Source organism: Wandonia sp., assembly GCF_984588085.1.
The window spans coordinates 1-21,507 of the sequence record NZ_CFIGVI010000049.1 but is presented as its reverse complement, the minus strand read 5'-3'; the positions used below and the strand labels follow the sequence as shown (position 1 = coordinate 21,507).

The window sequence follows — 21,507 nt, the reverse complement described above, 5'->3', positions numbered from 1 at the left end:
AACGGATGTACAGCTTCAGTAGACGTTACTATCACTGAACCTGCTCCTCTTACAGCAACAATTACATCAACAGACGGAGTAACATTGGTTGTTTCAGAAGAGGCAACTTCGTACCAATGGATTGATTGTTCGACAGATGAAATGATTGATGGTGCTACTTCTGCAACTTACGTTGCTTCAGAAAATGGAGAATATGCAGTTCTGATTACGAATGAAGATGACTGTATAGCTATATCAGAATGTTTCAGTGTAACAACTGTTGGCTTTGCGGAAAATGTACTTGCTGAAACACTTGTTAGCCTGTTCCCTAATCCAACGAAAGAAAGTTTAACAATTGAATTAACAGAAATCAATGAAACAAGTGTCCTTGTTTACAATACACAAGGAAAACTAGTTCTTTCTGAAGGTCAGGTTCAATCCGGACACATTATCAACATCGCTTCTTTTGAACCGGGAGTATACTTTGTAAAAGGAACTCACGATCAGGGAACATGGATGAAACGCATTGTAAAGATGTAATATCCTTATATTAGATGGTTTTTAACCCAGAAAAAGTCGCCTGTGAATTCAGGCGACTTTTTTTTATTCTTCTTTTTCAGAAATTAATACTCGTTTCAAAAAAGAAAGTCAGCATATAAATACTCTCATATATGTTACTATTTTTGCCAACCTCACATAATATAGAAACAGAATAAAAACGAAATAAGTATGAAGGCATATGTATTTCCGGGTCAAGGGGCTCAGTTTTCAGGAATGGGAAAAGACCTTTATGAAAATTCAGAAGTAGCAAAAGAATTATTTGAAAAAGCTAATGAAATTCTAGGCTTCCGAATTACTGATATCATGTTTGAAGGAACTGACGAAGAACTAAAACAAACAAGGGTAACCCAACCCGCCATCTTCTTACACTCTGTGATACTTGCAAAAGTACTTGGAGATAGTTTTCAACCGGACATGGTTGCCGGGCATTCTTTGGGAGAATTTTCTTCGCTTGTAGCAAACGGCACTTTGAGTTTTGAAGACGCTCTTCGTCTCGTATATCAACGTGCTATGGCTATGCAAAAGGCTTGTGAAGCAGAGCCTTCAACTATGGCAGCAATTCTAGGACTTGAAGACGAAAAAGTAGAAGAAGTCTGTAACAACGTTGACGGCATCGTTGTACCTGCAAATTATAACTGTCCCGGACAACTTGTTATCTCCGGAGCGGTTCCTGCTGTTGAAAAAGCGTGCGAATTAGCTACTGAAGCCGGAGCAAAAAGAGCATTAGTTCTTCAGGTAGGAGGAGCTTTTCACTCTCCATTAATGGAACCTGCAAGAGCGGAACTAGCTGCTGCAATTGAGGCTACGGTTTTCAACACTCCTTCTTGTCCCGTATATCAAAATGTTGTTGCAAAAGCAGTATCCAATCCGGAAGAAATTAAAAAGAATCTGGTTGATCAATTAACTGCTCCCGTACGTTGGACCCAAACTATGAATCAAATGATTGCAGATGGAGCTACGGAGGTTATTGAAGTCGGACCAGGTAAAGTTTTACAAGGATTATTTAAAAAAGTAGACCGGCAATTCCCTGTGTCCAGTGCACAAATTTAATTATCGTTGAGCTATTCATAAAAAAGGGGAAGTGACTTTATCACTTCCCCTTTTTTCTCCATCGAAAAACTTAACTATCGTAAGACATTTACATGTCCTATATACTCTTCTCTATCATCTACATCTGTTCGCTTCACTACTATTTTCCAGATATAGGTTCCATCTTCAACAATTTTTCCACCATAGGTTCCATCCCATCCAAACTCTGCATCATACGATTCGAAAAGAATTTCTCCCCATCGGTTAAATATGGTCAGGTGATAATTAAAAGGATCAAACCCGGATGTAAACACCGGTAAAAACACTTCATTAAACTGATCCTGATCCGGAGTAAAAGTATTCGGAACGTAAAAAATCAACTCTTCTTTCACTGTAATCACCTGTTCAGTAACATCCACACATCCCGCAGGGGAATAAGCTGTCAACGTCACTGTGTAAACACCGGGTCCATCCGGGAAAGTATGCAAAGGAGCAACATCAGTTGAAGGCCCTGAACCATCTCCGAAATTCCATATATAAGAATCCGCTCCTTCAGAATTATTAATCATCCGGCTGGTTGGATAAACCGTTGACAATTCGGAAGGGTCTGGGTAGAACGATGCTACTGGGTCAGGTTCTACACAAACGTAATTAATGGCTGTTGTTGAATTTGTACATCCTTCAGGTGTTGACACAGTCAGCGTAACATCATAACATCCATAAGATGTAAATGTGGCTGTTATATCCGAACAACTACTAACTGTCTGCCCATTACTAAAAGTCCATTGACAATCTAATAAATTTCCTGTCGATGTATTGTTAAATGTGGCTGTCACTGGAGAGCATCCGGATAAATCCTGACCGGTAAATGATGCAACAGGGTTAGGCACAACGGCCACCTGAACATCATCCGTATTACTACATCCATAGACATCCGTTCCTGTCACCGTATAAATGGTTGTATCTGCCGGGAGGAAAGGAACTCCATTTGAAACGCCATCCGACCAACTATAGGTATTGGCTCCCGATGCAGTCAGAATAACCGTTGATCCGGCACAAATTACAAGATCATTTCCGGCAAAAACAGCAGGAAGATCGTGAACCGTTATCACAGCCGATCCGGTTTGCGCCTGACTACAAGCTGTTGAAGATGCATCCTGAACGCTTAAAAGGTTAACAGTTATCGTCCCGACAACACTTGTAGGAACTGTAATGGTAGCTGTAGTATTAGTTCCCGTCGTAGTTATTGTTTGATTTCCTGCTCCATTCAAATTGTAAGTAAACGTATAGGGAGCAGTTCCGTTGTTCCCTTCAAAAGTTACTACTGGCGCTGCACTGCCTACACAAACATCAGTTGTACCTGTCACCGTTGCTGTTGGGAGCGGATTTACCTCTACTGTTACTGACTGTGTCTGTGGATTAAGACATGCCGTAGAAGAAGCATCCTGAACACTGACAAGACTATAAACAAAAGTCCCAGCTGCTCCTGTTGGAACAGACACAGTGGCTGTAGTACCACCTGTTGAAACAACCGTTTGATCCGGTCCGTTATTTATCGAATAGGTGAATGTATAAGGAGAAGTTCCTCCGTTTCCGTTAAATGTTATTACGGGGGAAGCTCCATTCTGACAAACTTCAGTGGTTCCTGTAATTGATGCTGTCGGAAGTGGGTTTACCGTTACTGTCACCGAGCCTGACTGAGCCTGACTACATGTAGTAGATGAAGCATCCTGAACACTCACCAAATCATACACAAATGTCCCTGCTGTTCCCGTAGGTGCAGAAACGGTTGCTGTGTTACCTGTAGAAACGACTGTTTGATTAGGTCCGTTATTTACAGTATATGTAAAAGTATAAGGAGCCGAACCGTTTGCACCGGTAAAAGTAACCAATGGAGATGTACCGCTCTGACAAACTTCAACCGTTCCATCAATAGTCGCAGTAGGAAGTGGATTTACCAAAATAGTTGCTGATCCGGACTGCGATTGACCACAAACTGTAGTTGAGGCATCCTCTACACTCACCAGATCATACACAAATGTCCCTGCTGTTCCCGTAGGTGCAGTTACCGTAGCAGTATTACCACTTGAGACAACAGTCTGACTCGTACCGTTATTAATTGTGTACGTAAAGGTATAAGGTGCTGTTCCGTCTGCACCTGTAAAGGTTACCACAGGAGCAATTCCATTCTGACAAACATCCGTTGATCCACTTATTATCGCCGTAGGAAGTGGGTTAACCGTTACCGTTACCGAACCTGTTTGAGAATTCAGACAAGCTGTAGATGAAGCATCCTGAACACTTACCAAATCATAAACAAATGTCCCTGCAATCCCCGTAGGCACACTAAATGTTACCTGGTTCGTATTATTGTTAGAAACAATGGTTTGATTCGCCCCGTTATTAATTGTATAAGTAAATGTATAAGGTGCTGTTCCTCCTGAAGCTGTAATCGTAATAACAGGGCTTACGTCGTTACGACAAACTACAGACGCTCCATTAAGAGCAATTGAAGCTGTCGGAAGTGGATTAACCAAGACCGTCGCTGACCCGGATTGAGGCTGACTACATGTCGTTGATGAAGCATCCTGGACACTTACCAAATCATAGACAAACGTCCCTGCGGTTCCTGTCGGTACATTAACTGTTGCAGTTGTCCCTGTTGAAACCACTGTCTGATTAGCTCCATTATTTATTGTATAGGTAAATGTATAAGGTGCTGTTCCGTTGGCACCAGTAAAAGTAATTTGTGGCGAAGCTGCATTCTGGCAAACATCAGTTGTTCCATTGATCGTTGCTGTAGGAAGCGAATTAACAGTAACAGTAATCTGATCTGTATTAACACATCCATGAACATCAGTACCTGTTACCTCATACGTTTGAGTTCCTGAAGGAGTAAATGGAATTCCATTGGTAACTCCATTATCCCAAACATAGTTCACAGCGTTACTTCCGGAAAGTGTGATTGCGTCACCGGAGCATATTGTAAAATCATTTCCGGCAAAAACATTTGGTAGCGGATGAACGGTCAATGTTACATTTGCTGTTGAATCACATCCCGTTGCCGAAACAAAAACCTGAGAATATACTCCACTTGTTGTTTGCGTAACCCCGTGGATCACCATAGACTGTCCCTGGCAAATTTCGTAGGAAAAGTTCGCTGTTATATGAGAGTTCTCCGTTACTGAAAAAGGTGCCGAAGTAGTAGAACATCCGGCAGCATTTGTTACGGTAACTGTTACAGGATTATCTCCATCAGTTACATTCGTCGTTTGAGTCGTAGCTCCGTTTGACCACAGATAAGAAGTAAACCCAGCTCCTGCATCCAGTGTAGCTGAAGCTCCTGCACAATATTCGCTTGCACCACTAATTGATACAACCGGATTTGCATTAACAACGACAGTAGCCGTTTGGTTAATCGTTTGTTGACAAGTTGTTGAACTTGCATCTGTAACGCTTACAAGATTTACATTGAATGTTCCTGCTGTAATTGTTGGAACTGTTATTGTAGCACTATTTCCGGTCGATACAATAGTTTGGTTCGTTCCTCCATTTATATTGTAGGTAAAGGTATAAGGTGTCGTACCTAAAGATCCGGTAAAAGTTACAACGGGATCCGAATCACCAACACAAACAGAAACCCCTCCTGTTACAGTTGCTGAAGGAAGTGGATTGATGATTATCGTCGCAGTTCCCGTCTGAGGATTCAAACATGTCGTGGATGAAGCATCCTGGACACTCACCAGATCATATACAAACGTTCCCGCCGTTCCGGTTGGTACACTTACAGTTACTGAAGAGTTTCCGCTTGCTGTAGTAACCGTCTGGTTTGGTCCGTTATTAATTGTATACGTAAAAGTATAAGGCATTGTTCCACCCGCCCCCGTAAAGGTAATTACCGGAGCAACATCATTCTGACAAATTGTATTATCTCCTCCGATTACAGCAGTCGGAAGTGGATTTACCACTACAGTCGCTGAACCTGCCTGAGCCTGACTACATGTTGTAGACGAAGCATCCTGAACACTTACCAAGTCATAGACAAACGTTCCTGCTGTTCCGGTTGGTACATTTACAGTAGCCGTGTTTCCTGTTGAAACCACTGTCTGATTCGCGCCGTTATTAATCGTATAAGTAAAGGTATAAGGAGCTGTACCGTTTGAACCGGTAAAGGTAATAACAGGGGTAGCGTCATTCTGACAGACATCAATTGTTCCGGCAATGGTAGCGGTCGGAAGTGGATTTACCACTACAGTAGCTGACCCAGTCTGTGCCTGACTACATGTTGTAGATGATGCATCCTGAACACTTACCAAATCATACACAAATGTCCCTACGGTTCCGGTTGGTACGGTAACAGTAACTGTGTTTCCTGTTGAAACCACTGTCTGATTCGCGCCGTTATTAATCGTATAGGTAAAAGTGTAAGGAGCGGTCCCGTTTGAACCGGTAAAGGTAATAACAGGAGCAGCGTCATTCTGACAGACATCCGTTGTACCAGTCACTGCCGCAGTTGGAAGTGGATTAACCACTACAGTAGCTGACCCAGTCTGTGCCTGACTACATGTTGTAGATGATGCATCCTGAACACTTACCAAATCATACACAAATGTCCCTACGGTTCCGGTTGGTACGGTAACAGTAACTGTGTTTCCTGTTGAAACCACTGTCTGATTCGCGCCGTTATTAATCGTATAGGTAAAAGTGTAAGGAGCGGTCCCGTTTGAACCGGTAAAGGTAATAACAGGAGCAGCGTCATTCTGACAGACATCCGTTGTCCCGTTAATTACGGCTTCCGGAAGAGGGTTCACAGTAACCGTTACCTGATCTGTACCCGTACAACCATTAGCATCTGTTCCATTAACTGTATAAGTAGTAGTAACAGTAGGACTCACAGTCTGAGAAGCTCCTGCTCCCAAACCATTGTCCCATGAATAGGAAACTCCTCCTGTAGCGGTGAGTACAACAGATTCTCCTTCACAAATTGTTACATCAAACCCTGCATTTATAGGTGCATCAGGATTAACAGTAACGGTTATATCATCTGTATTCTGACACCCGTTTACATCTGTTCCCGTTACCTGATAAGTTGTTGTTCCGGTAATAACGAAAGGAACCCCGTCAGTTACCCCATTATTCCAAACATAACTGGTTGCCCCGGATCCTGAAAGAGTTATAGTTGAACCGGTACAAACCGTGAAATCATTTCCTGCTGATACATTCGGAAGCGGGTTAACTGTCACTGTTACCTGATCCGTTTCTGTACATCCTGCTGCAGAAGTACCCGTTACTGTATAAATAGTTGTCGAAACTGGAGTGAAAGCTACACCATTATTGACACCATTGTCCCATGCATAAGAAGCGGCATTTCCAGTGGCAGTCAATGTAACATTCGTACCATCACAGACAGTAATATCTGTTCCCGCATTCACAATCGGTAACGGATTAACAGTCACAGTAGCTACATCAGTGTTGGTACAACCTGTTGCAGTTACAGTACCCGTTACGGTATAGTTTACTGTTGTTGAAGGTGATGCATCGACAGAAGCACCTGTAGTTGCACTCAAACTTGTTCCCGGAGACCAGGAATACGTATCCGCTCCTGAAGCTGTCAGAGTAACCGTCTCTCCATCACAAATTGTAGGATCATTCACTGCCACGACGGGTAAAGGGTTAATCGTAATCGTAAATGATTCTATCGAATAACAAACCGGATCCGGTGACTGGTATGCAATTGCAAAAGTACCCGGTCCTGTAGCACTCAGGTCGACAACCCCCGTAGATGAATTAATAACCACTCCAGCTGTTGAGGTGAATTGACCTCCAGTTATTCCTGTTATTGTTGGTGAAGGATCTGCATCATCGAGGCAGTAAGTTACAGAAGGATACGTGAATGATGCGTCTTCCGGCCCTGTAAAAGTCCCGGTTATTGTTACCGGACAACCATTACCGTCTGTTATATCAAACGAGTAATTATCTCCGTCTACCAATCCCGTAACAACAATAGTACCGCCATCTCCTGTTGTAGTATTACTGAAAGAAGCTGACGCAGGTGTGAGATTTGAAGCTGTGAAATCAGATCCATCTACTTGAGGTAAACCTCCCGACACAGTAACTGTTACACTACCTGCCTGACAATCTTCAGATACATTCGTCTGAATCTCCGGCAAATATTGAACGGCATAAGGCGCACCCATTTCATAACAATCCAAACTTGTATTGGTATAAGATACTAATAATGGGTTTGAACTGACATTGTAAGCTGTAATCGGAACAAAATACACCGTATTGTTTGTAAAAACACCGGGGTAATTATCAATCCAGAATTGGTCATTTAGCTCATTCAGGTTTTCTATAGAAGTGACTCCGATCCAACAAGGATCATCCGTTATAAAAAAAGTAGGATCCGGAGTAACCGCCACTGTTGGAGGGCAAGAATAGACTCCCCAAATAATATTGGGATCGTACCCGGACGCTGAAGGCGGATACAATGCTTCTGCCGGTGGTACATAGTCCCCATTTGGCGTAATATCCAAATTATCACCATAACACAAGATGTACGGATTAGTACTTATTCCTCCCATTACCGGTGTAAATGTCCCTATCTCTGCGTAACACACACAAGGTTGTGTATAGCTAATGTTAGACAATGTTATTGTACAGGCAGGATCATCGGTAAAGTATGCCGTTACTGAACAGGTCGAACCATCTGCCGTTATATTATCAATACTAAAACTGAACGGGCTAGTAAAAGGAGCGTTATAGGTAGACGAATTTCCGTGGCAATCTTCTACAATTAACTGTCCCGTTCCAGGAGGGTAATCAAACTGTAACTCTCCTGTCAGATCAAAAGTGTTATCCGGTTGACACGATTGAGAAACAGTCGATATAGATGTAAAGTTACAAACACAGGTGTTCGTGTATAGTACCGAATCAATTGCTGTACAACCGAAATTATCCGTAGCTGTGAGATAATACCATGTATTCGCTGTTGGAGCCGGATTTACTGTAGTAGAGAGTGTGTTCGCTCCCGTTGACCAGGAAACGGAAGTTATTGAGTTATTTAATGTAATCGGAGTTGTTGTAGAAGTGCTCGGCGGAACAGAAAATATAGATGCCGATGCTGCAGAACAAGAGTTATCATTAATTGCAGAATTAATAGATCCTGAATTATAATTTACATTCAAAGGACCACACGTACCCTGACCATTGAAAGCAATACTTGCACCAGTCAATGCGCCAACGTCTGATCCGATACAATCATAAATCTGCACACTCCATCCACCGGCTGATGCATCACAACCGTATAAAGACGACCAGTTTATCATTGTTCCTCCCCCAGGACCATACCCTCCGTAAGTTCCACTAAGTGGCACTCCTGCCGAACAAACATCAAGAATAGTAGTTGAGGCACTCGAAAAACAAAGGTTATTTACATTATTACCACTGTTACAAACATCATTTTGTCCTATTGCCCCCGGATTAGGAGACAATGTAATTGTAGGAGATCCACAGGAAGCAGGTCCAACAAGGAAGAAGCCCAAATCGGAAACATAGGTGTGGTTTGCATTGAAACAGACCTGAATACTTGTTGTATTATCAATGGTCAATGGATTTGGCGGCGGATTGTAATACACAAAATTTGCCACCGGACTTGCCGTACCATTTAAAGTAAATGAACCACAGGCAGCAATGGGAGCTCCTGCATCAACAGTAGTCTCATTCAAAAATACCCAGGCACGATAACATCCTATTCTTGTTCCGTTTGCGTCCGTGATTGCAACCAGATATCCTCCATTAGCCAAACCATTGATCGTACTCGTCGTTCCATTCGTATTTGTGTAGGGATCCCAACCATTCGAAGTCGAATTGTAGGAATACCATTGAAATGTATACGGCGCTACTCCGGAAGGAGAACTTGCTGTTAACGAACCGGTAACCGGATTTCCATCGGAGTCCGGTGTGCAGTAAATATAAATCTGATCATTCGGTGAGCCATCTGTGTAGGATGTTGATGTAGTAGTCGAATGCCCGTTACCCGTTACCTGAGCCAAAGCACCAACAAAACATACCACCACAAAGAAAAGTAGCGTAATCAGTTTTTTCATAGTGTCTGTATATTAATTTTCTTCCGTTTGTTCAGTTCTGCGTATCTTCTCTTCCAAAACACGTCTCTCTTCTGATCCTTCAGGATATTTTACAAGTTCCTTTCTGTAAAGCGTCAGTTGTTCTTCTTTCGAAACCGACTCCGGATTTGAAGGAGTTTCTGACATACGTTGTCTCTGTATTTCAGACTTTTCTAGATTTCTATGATAGTTGGTATCGGTATAATTACTCGTAGTTATAGGCTCAAAAGTACTTTGCCCAAAAGCACCCCCTGCAATAAACAGTATACCAACGACGGTTATACTGCCCGTAAAACAATTCACTTTCTTCTTCATAGTTGTGGGTTTATTCCTGGTAAAAACCAAATAGCATGTTCATTATATTCAACGAGTTCCCTATCAAAAGGGTTGCTTATTTTCATTTTTAAAATTAACATTTTTACAACACCAAGTGAAAAAAAAATATTTATCACCTGACTTATTGTTACCAAGCTCTACTCAACTCTTTTGTTTTAAGCTCTTAAAAAGATGAAATTTCAATTATCTTTGCAGCAACCTACCTAAATTTATTGAAAATGGAAAGCGCCAGAAAGCAGCTGAAAACAATCTTCGGCTATTCTACATTCAGACCTCAACAGGAAGAAATAATTCGAACGACACTCGAAAAAAAGGATACGATTGTCCTAATGCCAACAGGAGGAGGAAAATCAATTTGCTATCAAATTCCGGCACTCGTATTTGATGGTACAACGCTGGTCATCTCCCCTCTCATTTCTCTCATGAAAGATCAGGTCGAAGGTTTACGATCCAATGGTGTAGAAGCTGCCTTTTTCAATAGTTCTCAACCTGAGTCGGAACGGGCAGAGGTTATACAACAGGCAAAATCGGGCGCCTACAAATTACTATACATGGCACCAGAAACCGTATTTCCGGCATTAGATGGTTGGTTATCTATGGTTCCTGTTTCTATGGTTGCCATAGATGAAGCCCACTGCGTTTCGATGTGGGGTCATGATTTTCGTCCGGAATATACCCAATTACATCTGCTCAGAAATTACTGGAAAGACATTCCTTTTTCGGCTCTCACAGCAACAGCAGATAAAGCTACCCGTAAAGAAATCGAAAGCAAATTGGGGCTAAAAAATCCTCACATCTTTCTTTCATCATTTGACCGCCCCAATATCAGTCTTGAAGTCAGAGGTAATATTCCCAAGAAAAAAAAGCAGGAAGAGATCCTCGACTTTATAGAAGAACACGAAGGGCAATCTGGGATTATCTATTGCTTATCACGAAAAGAAACGGAAGACATCAATAGCTTTCTACTACGGAACGGAATTCCTTCCAACCATTATCACGCAGGACTTTCCAATGCCGAACGATCAAGAATCCAAGAAGATTTTATTCACGATCGTACACCGGTGATTACAGCAACAATTGCTTTTGGAATGGGAATTGACAAGTCAAATGTACGATGGGTCATTCATAATAATCTTCCCAAAAATCTGGAAGGCTATTATCAGGAGATAGGACGTGCCGGACGAGATGGACTAGCATCCAAAGCTGTTCTCTATTATACAATGCGTGACGTAAAGCTATTGGCAGACTTTGCGCGGGACAGTTCACAAAAAGAAGTTCTTACAGAGAAACTAAACAGGATGCTTCATTACGCAGAGTCTCAGACATGTCGTCGTAAAACATTATTAAGCTATTTTAGTGAAAATCTGGAAGAAAACTGTGGAAACTGTGATGTATGCCTGAATCCGCCTTCGTTTATTGATGGTAAAGTCATTGCACAAAAAGCACTTTCCGGTATAAAAAGGACCCATGAAAAAATCAGTCTACATCTATTGATCCAGTTACTCAGAGGTGCCAAAACTGCTGATATTTATACAAATGGTTATCAAAATTTAAAAACGTACGGGGCGGGGAGAGATCTCGGTAATGAAGAATGGCTTTTTTATCTGATACAACTCCTTAATCAGGGAGCAATTGAAATAGCTTACGATGAAAATTTTCATCTCAAAATAACTCCGTTCGGAAACAAGATCTTGTTTGAAGAACAAGATTTCTTACTCGCCAAATTCTCCGGCTCAGCCAAAAGGCAGACAGAAAAGAAAGTATCTTCTCCCTCTAAGAACACATCTCCAAAAGAAGAGTTATTTCAGAAACTGCGTCAGCTCCGGCGGATTATTTCAAAAGAAGAAGGTGTTCCTGCATATATCATTTTCAGTGATGCTGCTCTTCAAGAAATGGCATCACAACGACCGGTAACGAAGAATGACTTCCTTGATATACCAGGGGTTGGTCACCAAAAAATGGTGAATTATGGAGAAGAGTTCATAACGGTAATCAGGGAATTTGAAAAAACCATAAAGCCTGAGGTATCAACCTATGAAAAAACGTACGAGCTGTATAAAGAAGGACTTCTTCCTGAAGAAATAGCAACTATTCGGAAAATGAATAAAGAAACCATATACTCCCACCTTGCAAAACTCTACATTGAAGGAACTCATGTTGATTTATCTCGTTATGTAGATGACTCTGTAATTGATCGTGTCAGGGAAATTTATGAAAGAACAAAAGATTCCGTATCACTAAAACCCTATTTTGAACACTTCAATGGTGAAATACCTTATTATCAGATACGACTTGCACTTTCTTTACTGGAAAAAGAAAGTGCAGAACTATAATCAAGGACTTTTACATCATCTTATAACGCGATGACATGGCCTTTATTCTATTCATCATTTCCGTTCTTAGTTCAGGTGGCTCTATCACCTCTATCTCACTTCCGTAACTTAACAGAGTACGTATAAGTTCTTCTGTTATTAAAACATGTAAACTAAAGGTTGTTCGTTTATTTCCATTCTTAACCGTTAGCTGTGACGGGTGTAGCATCTGAGAAGCAATGTACTTTGCCGCAATATTATCTGCTTTAAACAGTACCTCAACCGGTTTATCACCTGTAACTGTAATACCAAGACTGTGCTTAAAGTAGAGATCAGGATTGAAATTTACCGGGAGGGTTGCTTTCTCCTCGGAAGGCTCAATATTGCTCATCCGATCCAACCCAAACGTAGAAATCCTGTCTTTGACCAAATCATAACTAATCAGGTACCAGCGATTTCGATACTCCTTTAACAGGAGGGGAGTAACTTTTCGTCGCTTCATTTCTCCATTGGCAAAGCTGGTATAATCGAACCACACTTCTTTTCCACCTTCAATCGCTTGCAGCAACGGGTTGATATATTCCTGTCCTGTTTTTCCATACCCTGTTTCGAACTGGATCATTTCCGTGTCCGGGCGAAATGACTTTTTATGACGCTTCACATCAATGCGGTCAATCATTCTTTCCAAAGCAAAACCATACTCTTTGAAAAAATCCATGTTCCGGAACTGAGCGATCGTACCTGCTGCAAATTTCAATGCATTAACATCATCTTGCGTAAGCGGTGTATCATCAATTGAAAAATCAGGATCTTCGTAATAATATCCTCTTTCCTTCTTACTGTAGTATATAGGTGCGTCATACTCCATACGCATAGCAAACAAATCCTTCTCAATAGTCGAGTCACAAATATTTGCTCCTGAAGAAGAGCCAAACAATGTTTCCTCACACAGCTCCCGAAGCTTTCTTTTGGAAGGATACGGATTATTCGAATTCCGGATAGCCCGGTCAATTACACGATATCGAAGTAAAGCATTTTTTACGTGCGGCATTATTCTTCGGGTTTTTCTTCAGTTTTCTTTTTTCTCAATTCAAAGTTACGTCCAAGATATACCTTCCTTACCTGTTCATCGGCGGCCAACTCTTCAGCTGTTCCCGATTTAAGGATACTTCCTTCGAACAATAAATACGCTCTATCCGTGATCGAAAGAGTTTCCTGAACATTGTGATCGGTTATCAGGATACCTATATTTCGTTTTTTGAGATCCGCAACAATGGACTGGATATCTTCAACAGCAATCGGATCAACCCCTGCAAATGGTTCATCCAGTAAAACAAACTTGGGATTCGTAGCAAGTGCACGGGCAATCTCAGTCCTTCTTTTCTCCCCCCCGGATAACATACTTCCCAAATTCTTTCTTACGTGTTGCAGGGAAAACTCATTCAGTAGTTTTTCAAGTTGTGTATGACGCTCCTGTTTGTTCAGTTTCGTCATCTCAAGGATTGCCATGATATTATCCTCCACACTTAATTTCCGGAAAACAGATACTTCCTGAGGTAAATATCCCACACCAAGCTGCGCCCGTTTATACATTGGCAATTTAGTTATTTCTCTTTCATCCAGAAAAACCCGTCCCGAGTCGGGAGAAACCAAGCCCACAATCATATAAAATGAAGTGGTTTTCCCCGCTCCATTCGGACCTAGAAGTCCAACAATTTCTCCCTGATTCACTTCTACTGTAACCCCTTTAACAACAGGCCTTCCTTTGTATGTTTTCTTAATCTCCTTTGTATACAGTTTCATTAAAAATCAAAATTAAGCCGGGCACGAATGCCGAAGTTATTAACTCCCGGAACTCTGTGTGTCAATCTCCAGGTGAATTCTATGCGAAGGTAGTTGAAAATATTCTCAATTCCTGCCCCAACTTCCACGTATGGCTTCCAATTCAGCGAATGCGTAACATCCGGAAGAATCATTTCCGATAAATGGCGATTCCCGAAATCTCCGGCCACGCCTCTTACAGCCGTAACCATTCTCCATTTCAACTTTCGTATTCCGGGAATCCGGTCAAAAAGCAATCCGTTCCAATGGTGCTCTGCCATTAGCGAAACATAGCGATCACTCACAAACTCAAAAAAGCTCATATTGTTAAATGCTTCTGTCTGGAGCCAATACGATTGATTTCCAGGGTGGACTTTCAGGAACGGATAAGCTGCTCTTCCGAATACATGGCCTGCCTGGATATCATAGTGTATCGCACCAAAAAAGCCAAGCCGCGCCTTATGACTTAACTGAAATTCAATTTTCTGATAATTATAATCTGAGTTAAACAGATCCTTTACTCCAAAAATTGCCTGCAGAGATAAAATAGGGAATCTTGACCCCAAAGAAATTCTGTCAAACTGCCCCGAAATAAACTCCTCATTCTTTCCCCACCGCAATTTAATTGTAAACTCGCTTGCCTTAATATTTTCTATATCCCTGACAACTCCTTCGTTGTCATACCGTTTATAATCCGCAATTCCCAGAGGCGTATACGATTTCCACTCAAAACCACCGTAGAGAATCAAATCTTTTCCAATATCTTTTTCCAGATTCACCCCGGTTTTTTTGACGGAAGTCAACTTATCCAGAGGTCCTGTACGTAAAAGCGTTCCGAAAGTTGCACCAACCTCTTTTGCATTCGGAGACATCCCCAACTGCTCAATATCATTTCGATAATAAACAGCCAGCATCCCTCTCTTTTTAGGGGTTATATTATAGCGCATTCCCACCCCATATTTGATTTGCTGATCTGACCAACCATACGCAAGTCTACCTGCCAATTCAATTCGCTTACTGAACTTATTAGATGTTCGAACCGAAATTTCGTTTCGGATACCTTCTACCTCGTTATAGCTAATCAGGTTATACAAATTACCGACTTCAATCAATCCTAAACGGTAATGACCGGTAGTCAGCATATATCCTGCATTCTGTAAAAAACGAAACGTCGGATTATACGCAAGCGTATCCACCATCCTAATCACTCCTTTTTCATCTTCCGACAGAGGCTCATGTCTGTGATTCCTCCAATAGGATTCGTCCTTTTCTTTAGCATCATAGGCCACTTCTACCCGGCTATCAGAACTATAAAACTCATCATCATACGGTTGATTAATGACAAAGTCTTTTCGCATAGTAGTTTTTCTCCCATAAAAACCATAAATCTTCGATTTACGCAGCAATTGGAAATCAACGATTACACGTTCTCTGGTTAACATCCATACTTCCGGTTCTACCTGATCAAAATCCTGCTCAAATCGCATCCCCCGGACATAGTTCAGATTGGCCCAGGGCGATATATCACCTGTGATTGTTTTAACCGCGTAAGTAGTATCGTGAATCCACATCTCCCCCTCAAATGTCAGATCCCCCTTTCTTTTCGGAGTAAACGTGAGCTTATAGCACCATTGGTTATCAATAAATGCAGAATCAGCAAGGTAGTACTTATAAAACAATTTATACGAATTGTTAAGCGGAGAAATGAATTGTTTACCAAATAAGAAGATCAGATTATCATAGACGTTAATATCCTGATACATTTCCCCCATAAACTGACTGACTTCCAGATTTTCAACGCCGGTGATATGCGTTGCATCCATTATCTCTTTCTTCCGTTTCGGATTCTTCTTGAAATAATAACGGGAAACCGACTCGGAAAGAATCATCGGAAGATACTTACCTTGTTTATTCGAGTCCAGATAATCCAACACCTCTCCCAATTTCTGAACAAACTTTCTATCATCAAAACCATCTCCGATATTATTCAGGTCTAGTTGTATTTTGTTATACGTTTCGTATTCATAAGCATCCAGTTTTTCCCTATTGTTAATCGGCTTATTCCGGACCACGAGTCTCATAAGACGTTCACTTGGTAATTCATCAGGTGCTTCAACAATAATATCGCTCAGCATACCTGAAGCGGGTTGTAAAGCAATTTTAATCTCCTGCGTTTTTCCTACATCAATCGGAACTTTTGTAAGCTCGTACCCGACAAACGAAATTTCCAATGTATCCGTAGCATAATAAGACTCAATAAGGAATTCTCCTTCAAGATTAGTAGTCCCACCACTTTTCGTATCCTGGAATTTCAGATTGACAAAAGGAAGAAGCTCCCCTGTTTCAGCATCCGTAATCACCCCACTGACAACTGTTTTCTGGGCAATAGAGAATATAGGCAGGAACCATACAAATAAGTGTAGTATTCTTCTCATAACTCGGATCAATCGCTAAAGTTATGAAAAAGAAGTTAAGATTTCCAACAGGGTTTATCCTCTAGGCTCTTTTTTTTCAACAGATCTGGCTAACAGAATACTAATCTCATAAAGCAGCACAATGGGTATAGCCACAATAATCTGACTGATCAAATCCGGAGGAGTAATCAGTGCTGAAAGGATTAACACCCCCACAATCGCGTGTTTTCTGTATTTTTTAAGGAATACTGAAGATACAATCCCTAATTTTGCAAAAAAGTAAACCAGTACCGGGAGCAAAAATAAAAGACCGGAAAAAAAGATCGTCGAAATAACCGTACTCATGTAAGATGAAACTGTAAAGTTATTCTGAATTCCCTCTGCAATTTGGAAAGACCCAAAAAACTGAACACTAAGCGGTGCTACAATAAAATAGCCAAAAAGCACTCCGAGAAAAAACAAAACACTTACAAAAAAAACAGTCCCCTTAACCGCTTTTAGCTCATTGCTCTTTAGCCCAGGTTTTACAAACCCCCAGATTTCCCAGAAAATATACGGAAAAGCAAAGATTATTCCACCAACAACACTCATCATCAAAGCATACGAGAACTGTCCGACCACTTCTGTACTCTGCATATTGACAGGCACATCTTCAACACAAACATTGATGGTCCGGCACAAAAAATCAAACGTATAGAAACTTGATTTTCTCATAGTCATGAACAAATTTTCCATGATCCATGATTTAAATATCCAGATTACCGTCGCTATTGCAACAATTGCTACTGAACTTCTCACCAAACGCCAGCGGAGTTCTTCCAGGTGATCAAGAAATGACATTTCTTTATTGTCTGTCATCATTGCTTAATTGATCGAACAAAGGTAGTCAAAAGTTTAGTTTCTATCTACCCTGTCAGAACCAGAAATATCTTAACTTCGTAGCGCCGATTTGTTAAAATAAGTTAATAGAAACAAAAACAGGCTTCGTCCCCGGTTTCGTCAAAATCAGCGATAAATAATTTATAACCAATGTATTTTAATTAACTTCGTTAGCCGTTTTTTTTAGTATATTAGGAGAAGAAGAGTAATTAAGTTGAAGTAATGGAAGTAGTTCAGTTAAAGGATGCGTTAAGGACGTATTTTGGATTTGACCAGTTCAAGGGTGAACAGGAGGCTATTATTACAAATGTCCTTGATGGAAACAATACATTTGTAATAATGCCAACAGGGGGAGGAAAATCTATGTGTTATCAGCTCCCGGCACTTATGATGAACGGGACTGCAATTGTTGTTTCTCCTCTGATTGCCTTGATGAAGAATCAGGTTGATGCTATTCGAAATGTCAGCGAGGAAAACGCAGTAGCTCATTTCCTGAACTCTTCACTAACCAAATCTGAAATCAATCGGGTTAAAGAAGACATTCAGGCAGGAAAGACGAAATTACTTTATGTCGCTCCTGAATCCCTTACCAAACAAGAAAACATTGACTTCCTTACTTCAGTTCCGATCTCTTTCTTTGCAATTGATGAAGCGCATTGTATATCTGAATGGGGACATGACTTCAGGCCGGAATACAGAAGATTACGGGAAATATTTGAAAAAATCTCAAAAGTCCCCATCATCGCTTTAACAGCAACTGCTACTCCTAAGGTTCAGGTTGACATCCAAAAGAACCTGAATATGATGGATGCAAAATTATTCAAAGCATCTTTCAATAGAGATAATCTTTTCTATGAAGTACGGCCTAAAAGAGAAGTTGAGAAAGAGATTATCCGTTTCATCCGTCAACATGAAGGGAAATCGGGTATCATTTACTGCCTGTCCCGTAAGAAGGTCGAAGAACTGGCAGAAGTACTCCGGGTAAACGGAATTAATGCCCTTGCTTATCACGCCGGAATGGATGCTTCGACTCGCGCCAGACATCAGGACATGTTCCTGATGGAGGATGTAGATGTTATCGTAGCAACCATTGCTTTCGGAATGGGGATAGACAAACCGGATGTACGCTTCGTAATACATCACGATATCCCTAAATCTCTGGAAAGCTATTATCAGGAAACCGGGCGTGCCGGAAGAGACGGAGGAGAAGGTCATTGCCTGGCCTTTTACAGTTATAAAGATGTAGAAAAACTGGAAAAATTTCTGCAGGGAAAACCTGTATCCGAAATTGAAATTGGCAAACAATTATTATTTGAAATAGTCTCGTATGCCGAGACTTCCATCTGCAGAAGAAAATATTTGCTCCACTACTTCGGAGAAGAATTTGATGACAGTGCCTGTTCAGACATGTGTGACAACTGCAAAAATCCAAAAGAAAGATTTGAAGGCAAGGATGAAGTCCATCTACTTCTTCAAGCAATTGTTGCACTGAACCAAATGCAGAAAAATAAACATATCAGTGCTTTTTTAAGTGGAAACAAAACTTCTGATATTGTTTCTTACAGACATGATCAACATGAGTTGTTCGGAAAGGGAAAAGAACATGACGAAGTATTCTGGAACGCAGCAATACGCCAATGTCTGGTTAACGGATTCCTCCACAAAGACATTGAATCCTATGGAATCCTGAAGCTAACAGATAGAGGGATGGATTTTCTGGAAAACCCGGTTTCCTTTCTACTCATCCGCGAGACTGATTATTCAGCAACAGATGATCAGGAGATCATCACACAAGCGGGGGCAAAAGATGCTTTTGATGAAACATTGTATAAAATGTTGATCGATCTGCGCAAGCAGACATCAAAAGCACAGAACGTTCCTCCTTTTGTTGTATTCCAGGAGAACTCACTCAAAGAAATGGCTTTTCACTACCCTATCACAACCGAAGAACTCACAAATATCCAGGGAGTCGGGCAAGGAAAGGCCCTAAGGTATGGAAAACCTTTTATCAACCTGATAGCAAGATATGTAGAAGAAAATGATATCGACCGCCCACAAGATCTGGTCGTAAAATCGATTGTTAACAAATCAGGACTTAAAGTTCAGCTCATACAGAATATTGACCGTAAACTGCCACTTGAGGACATCTCAAAATCTCAGGGCAAAACAATGGACGAGATCATTGATGAGATTGAAGCTATAGTCCTTTCTGGAACAAAAGTGGATATTCGTTATTATCTGGATGATATCCTCGATGAAGAAAATCAGGAGGAAATATTCGACTATTTCCGGGAAGCCGAAACTGATTCTTTAGTTGAAGCCTATAACGAGTTTGACGGAGATTATACTGAAGAAGAGTTGCGACTGATGCGTATTAAGTTCATGTCTGAAATGGGGAATTAGAAAAGTCCCCAATAAGTCAAAGTCTATTGATCAGGATTTATTGAAGGACAATTTTATTTCGTCCCAGTTTGATCATTCCTTTCGTTTCCATTTGCTTCAGAATGCGCGAAACAACTTCGCGGGTCGTACCCAACTCATCCGCTAACTGCTGATGTGTAATACTAATCTCTTTGTTGTTATACAGGTTACTCTTCTGTAAGATTAAGTGTTCTAACCGTTGGTCCAATTTCTGAAACGCGACAAGGTTCACCATTTCGAGTAACTCTTCGAACCTTCTGTGATACAAACGAAACATAAAGTCCGTCCACTCCGGATGCTCTTTAATCCACTCACCTGCTTTATCCACAGGAATCAATAGTAATTGCGTTTTCTCTTCAGCTACCGCTTTTACTTTACTCATCTCCTGATGGAGCCCCCCAAGAAAAGACATAATACAACTTTCTCCCGGTTTGATATAGTACAAAAGAATTTCACGCCCGTCAGGATCAGTTCGCATTACCTTCAAACTACCATCAAGAACAATCGGAATAGATCTGATAAACGATTCTTCATTCAAGATGACATCCCCCGGCTCAAAAGTTTTAACCACACCAGAGTTCTTTACATCATCTTTCAGAACAGACTTGAATAATTCATCAGGAAGTACCATACAACACATTTTTTACGTGTGTCGAAGATACTAATTTTTCACTTACAAAACCCAGTACAAATTTCCTTTTAGTCCTATAGGGATTTAGTCCGTCCGCCATCTACGGGAATATTTATACCATTTATGTAAGAAGCGCTTTCGGAAGCTAAAAAAGCCACAGCAGCAGCTACCTCCTCCGGTTCAGCAATACGCTTCATTGGTGATTCTGCAGCCATCTCAGCAAAAATATCCTCAACAGATTCTCCTGTATTATCAGCTTTTACAGCAGCAATAGATTGCAAACGAGAAGTATTTGTTGCACCCGGCAACACGTTATTTACTGTAATATTAAAACGCCCCACTTCATTTGCCAATGTCTTACTCCAATTTGCCACTGCGCCACGAATAGTATTTGAGACACCCAGATTAGGCAATGGTTGTTTAACGCTAGTAGAAATAATATTAATAATTCTTCCGAAACCTGCATTTTTCATACCCGGAATCAAAGCCGTAGCTAAAATATGATTACAAACCAAATGTTGGTTAAATGCATCTATAAACTCCTGTGGCTTTGCCTGAAGAATAGGACCTCCTTTTGGTCCACCAGTATTATTCACAAGTACATGAGCAACATTACCTGAATTCACCCATTTTGAAACAACCTGTTGAACCGATTGCGGATTTGAAAAATCTGCAACAATGTAGGTATGACTTTGCCCTTCATTTGTTGAAAATCCGGTAACCACCTCTTTGAGCTTCATCTCATTCCTTGCAATCGCAACGATTGAATAACCTAACATGGCTAACGCCTTAGCACTCTCAAATCCAATTCCTTGCGTAGCTCCACAAACCACTGCTGTTTTACCTAATCCGATCAAAGTCATTCTGTCTGTTTTTTCTAAAAAGAACAAAGATAGGCTATTTGTTAAATTTTTTCTCTATTTCTTTATTTAACTGATTATTATTATATTCGTTATAATAAATTAATAAACTAGTTGTGATTATGAGAAAGATTTACA

General features: G+C 40.9%; 12 protein-coding genes. 4 read left to right on the top strand and 8 right to left on the bottom strand.

The window, feature by feature from the left end:
• Both AC4PL9_RS13410 and fabD read left to right on the top strand, forming a co-directional pair.
• Positions 1-519, top strand: a 519-nt coding sequence (locus tag AC4PL9_RS13410) for a T9SS type A sorting domain-containing protein (RefSeq protein ID WP_491605256.1), incomplete at its 5' end; no start/stop codon positions are given.
• Positions 520-708: 189 nt separating this feature from the next.
• On the top strand, positions 709-1,590 hold the full coding sequence (gene fabD / locus AC4PL9_RS13405; RefSeq protein ID WP_491605255.1) for an ACP S-malonyltransferase: 882 nt from the start codon (positions 709-711) through the stop codon (positions 1,588-1,590).
• 74 nt (positions 1,591-1,664) lie between these two features.
• Here fabD and AC4PL9_RS13400 read toward each other — a convergent pair whose 3' ends face one another.
• Both AC4PL9_RS13400 and AC4PL9_RS13395 read right to left on the bottom strand, forming a co-directional pair.
• The gene (locus AC4PL9_RS13400; RefSeq protein ID WP_491605254.1) at positions 1,665-9,677 is read right to left on the bottom strand and encodes a PKD domain-containing protein; all 8,013 of its coding nucleotides are present in this window, start codon (positions 9,675-9,677) and stop codon (positions 1,665-1,667) included.
• Between the two features lie 12 nt (positions 9,678-9,689).
• Entirely contained in the window at positions 9,690-10,010 is a 321-nt protein-coding gene (locus AC4PL9_RS13395) for a hypothetical protein (protein ID WP_491605253.1), read from the bottom strand.
• 239 nt (positions 10,011-10,249) lie between these two features.
• On the opposite strand from AC4PL9_RS13395, the gene recQ (AC4PL9_RS13390) reads away from it, so the two are divergent.
• Positions 10,250-12,364: a DNA helicase RecQ gene (recQ, locus tag AC4PL9_RS13390; protein ID WP_491605252.1), complete on the top strand. Its 2,115-nt coding sequence runs from the start codon at positions 10,250-10,252 to the stop codon at positions 12,362-12,364.
• A 10-nt stretch (positions 12,365-12,374) separates the two neighbouring features.
• On the opposite strand, the gene AC4PL9_RS13385 is transcribed toward recQ (AC4PL9_RS13390), so the two are convergent.
• Genes AC4PL9_RS13385 through tatC form a run of 4 tightly spaced genes read right to left on the bottom strand, consistent with a single transcriptional unit; the run spans position 12,375 to position 17,436 of the window.
• Positions 12,375-13,394: a helix-turn-helix transcriptional regulator gene (locus AC4PL9_RS13385; protein WP_491605251.1), complete on the bottom strand. Its 1,020-nt coding sequence runs from the start codon at positions 13,392-13,394 to the stop codon at positions 12,375-12,377.
• Positions 13,394-14,146 carry an LPS export ABC transporter ATP-binding protein gene (gene lptB, locus AC4PL9_RS13380; RefSeq protein ID WP_491605250.1) on the bottom strand — a complete coding sequence of 251 codons (753 nt, stop codon included), beginning with the start codon at positions 14,144-14,146 and terminating at the stop codon, positions 13,394-13,396. Before lptB ends, AC4PL9_RS13385 begins: the two co-directional genes overlap by 1 nt.
• Positions 14,146-16,599, bottom strand: coding sequence for a DUF5686 and carboxypeptidase-like regulatory domain-containing protein (locus tag AC4PL9_RS13375; RefSeq protein ID WP_491605249.1), 2,454 nt, complete (start codon positions 16,597-16,599; stop codon positions 14,146-14,148). The genes lptB and AC4PL9_RS13375 overlap by 1 nt, the downstream gene beginning before the upstream one ends.
• A gap of 54 nt (positions 16,600-16,653) precedes the next feature.
• Complete coding sequence (tatC, locus tag AC4PL9_RS13370) at positions 16,654-17,436, bottom strand: twin-arginine translocase subunit TatC (RefSeq protein WP_491605248.1); 783 nt, start codon at positions 17,434-17,436, stop codon at positions 16,654-16,656.
• 243 nt (positions 17,437-17,679) lie between these two features.
• Between tatC and recQ (AC4PL9_RS13365) the strand changes: the two genes are divergently transcribed.
• The gene (recQ, locus tag AC4PL9_RS13365; protein ID WP_491605247.1) at positions 17,680-19,860 is read left to right on the top strand and encodes a DNA helicase RecQ; all 2,181 of its coding nucleotides are present in this window, start codon (positions 17,680-17,682) and stop codon (positions 19,858-19,860) included.
• A gap of 37 nt (positions 19,861-19,897) precedes the next feature.
• Here recQ (AC4PL9_RS13365) and AC4PL9_RS13360 read toward each other — a convergent pair whose 3' ends face one another.
• Both AC4PL9_RS13360 and AC4PL9_RS13355 read right to left on the bottom strand, forming a co-directional pair.
• Complete coding sequence (locus AC4PL9_RS13360; RefSeq protein WP_343790227.1) at positions 19,898-20,509, bottom strand: Crp/Fnr family transcriptional regulator; 612 nt, start codon at positions 20,507-20,509, stop codon at positions 19,898-19,900.
• A gap of 74 nt (positions 20,510-20,583) precedes the next feature.
• On the bottom strand, positions 20,584-21,372 hold the full coding sequence (locus tag AC4PL9_RS13355; protein WP_491605246.1) for an SDR family oxidoreductase: 789 nt from the start codon (positions 21,370-21,372) through the stop codon (positions 20,584-20,586).
• Between the last annotated feature and the right edge of the window lie 135 nt (positions 21,373-21,507).

Excerpts from the sequence above, each read along its gene's own strand:
- fabD (WP_491605255.1), top strand. The coding sequence starts at position 709 with ATGAAGGCATATGTATTTCCGGGTCAAGGGGCTCAGTTTTCAGGAATG.
- AC4PL9_RS13400 (WP_491605254.1), bottom strand. The coding sequence starts at position 9,677 with ATGAAAAAACTGATTACGCTACTTTTCTTTGTGGTGGTATGTTTTGTT.
- AC4PL9_RS13395 (WP_491605253.1), bottom strand. The coding sequence starts at position 10,010 with ATGAAGAAGAAAGTGAATTGTTTTACGGGCAGTATAACCGTCGTTGGT.
- recQ (WP_491605252.1), top strand. The coding sequence starts at position 10,250 with ATGGAAAGCGCCAGAAAGCAGCTGAAAACAATCTTCGGCTATTCTACA.
- AC4PL9_RS13385 (WP_491605251.1), bottom strand. The coding sequence starts at position 13,394 with ATGCCGCACGTAAAAAATGCTTTACTTCGATATCGTGTAATTGACCGG.
- lptB (WP_491605250.1), bottom strand. The coding sequence starts at position 14,146 with ATGAAACTGTATACAAAGGAGATTAAGAAAACATACAAAGGAAGGCCT.
- AC4PL9_RS13375 (WP_491605249.1), bottom strand. The coding sequence starts at position 16,599 with ATGAGAAGAATACTACACTTATTTGTATGGTTCCTGCCTATATTCTCT.
- tatC (WP_491605248.1), bottom strand. The coding sequence starts at position 17,436 with ATGACAGACAATAAAGAAATGTCATTTCTTGATCACCTGGAAGAACTC.
- recQ (WP_491605247.1), top strand. The coding sequence starts at position 17,680 with ATGGAAGTAGTTCAGTTAAAGGATGCGTTAAGGACGTATTTTGGATTT.
- AC4PL9_RS13360 (WP_343790227.1), bottom strand. The coding sequence starts at position 20,509 with ATGGTACTTCCTGATGAATTATTCAAGTCTGTTCTGAAAGATGATGTA.
- AC4PL9_RS13355 (WP_491605246.1), bottom strand. The coding sequence starts at position 21,372 with ATGACTTTGATCGGATTAGGTAAAACAGCAGTGGTTTGTGGAGCTACG.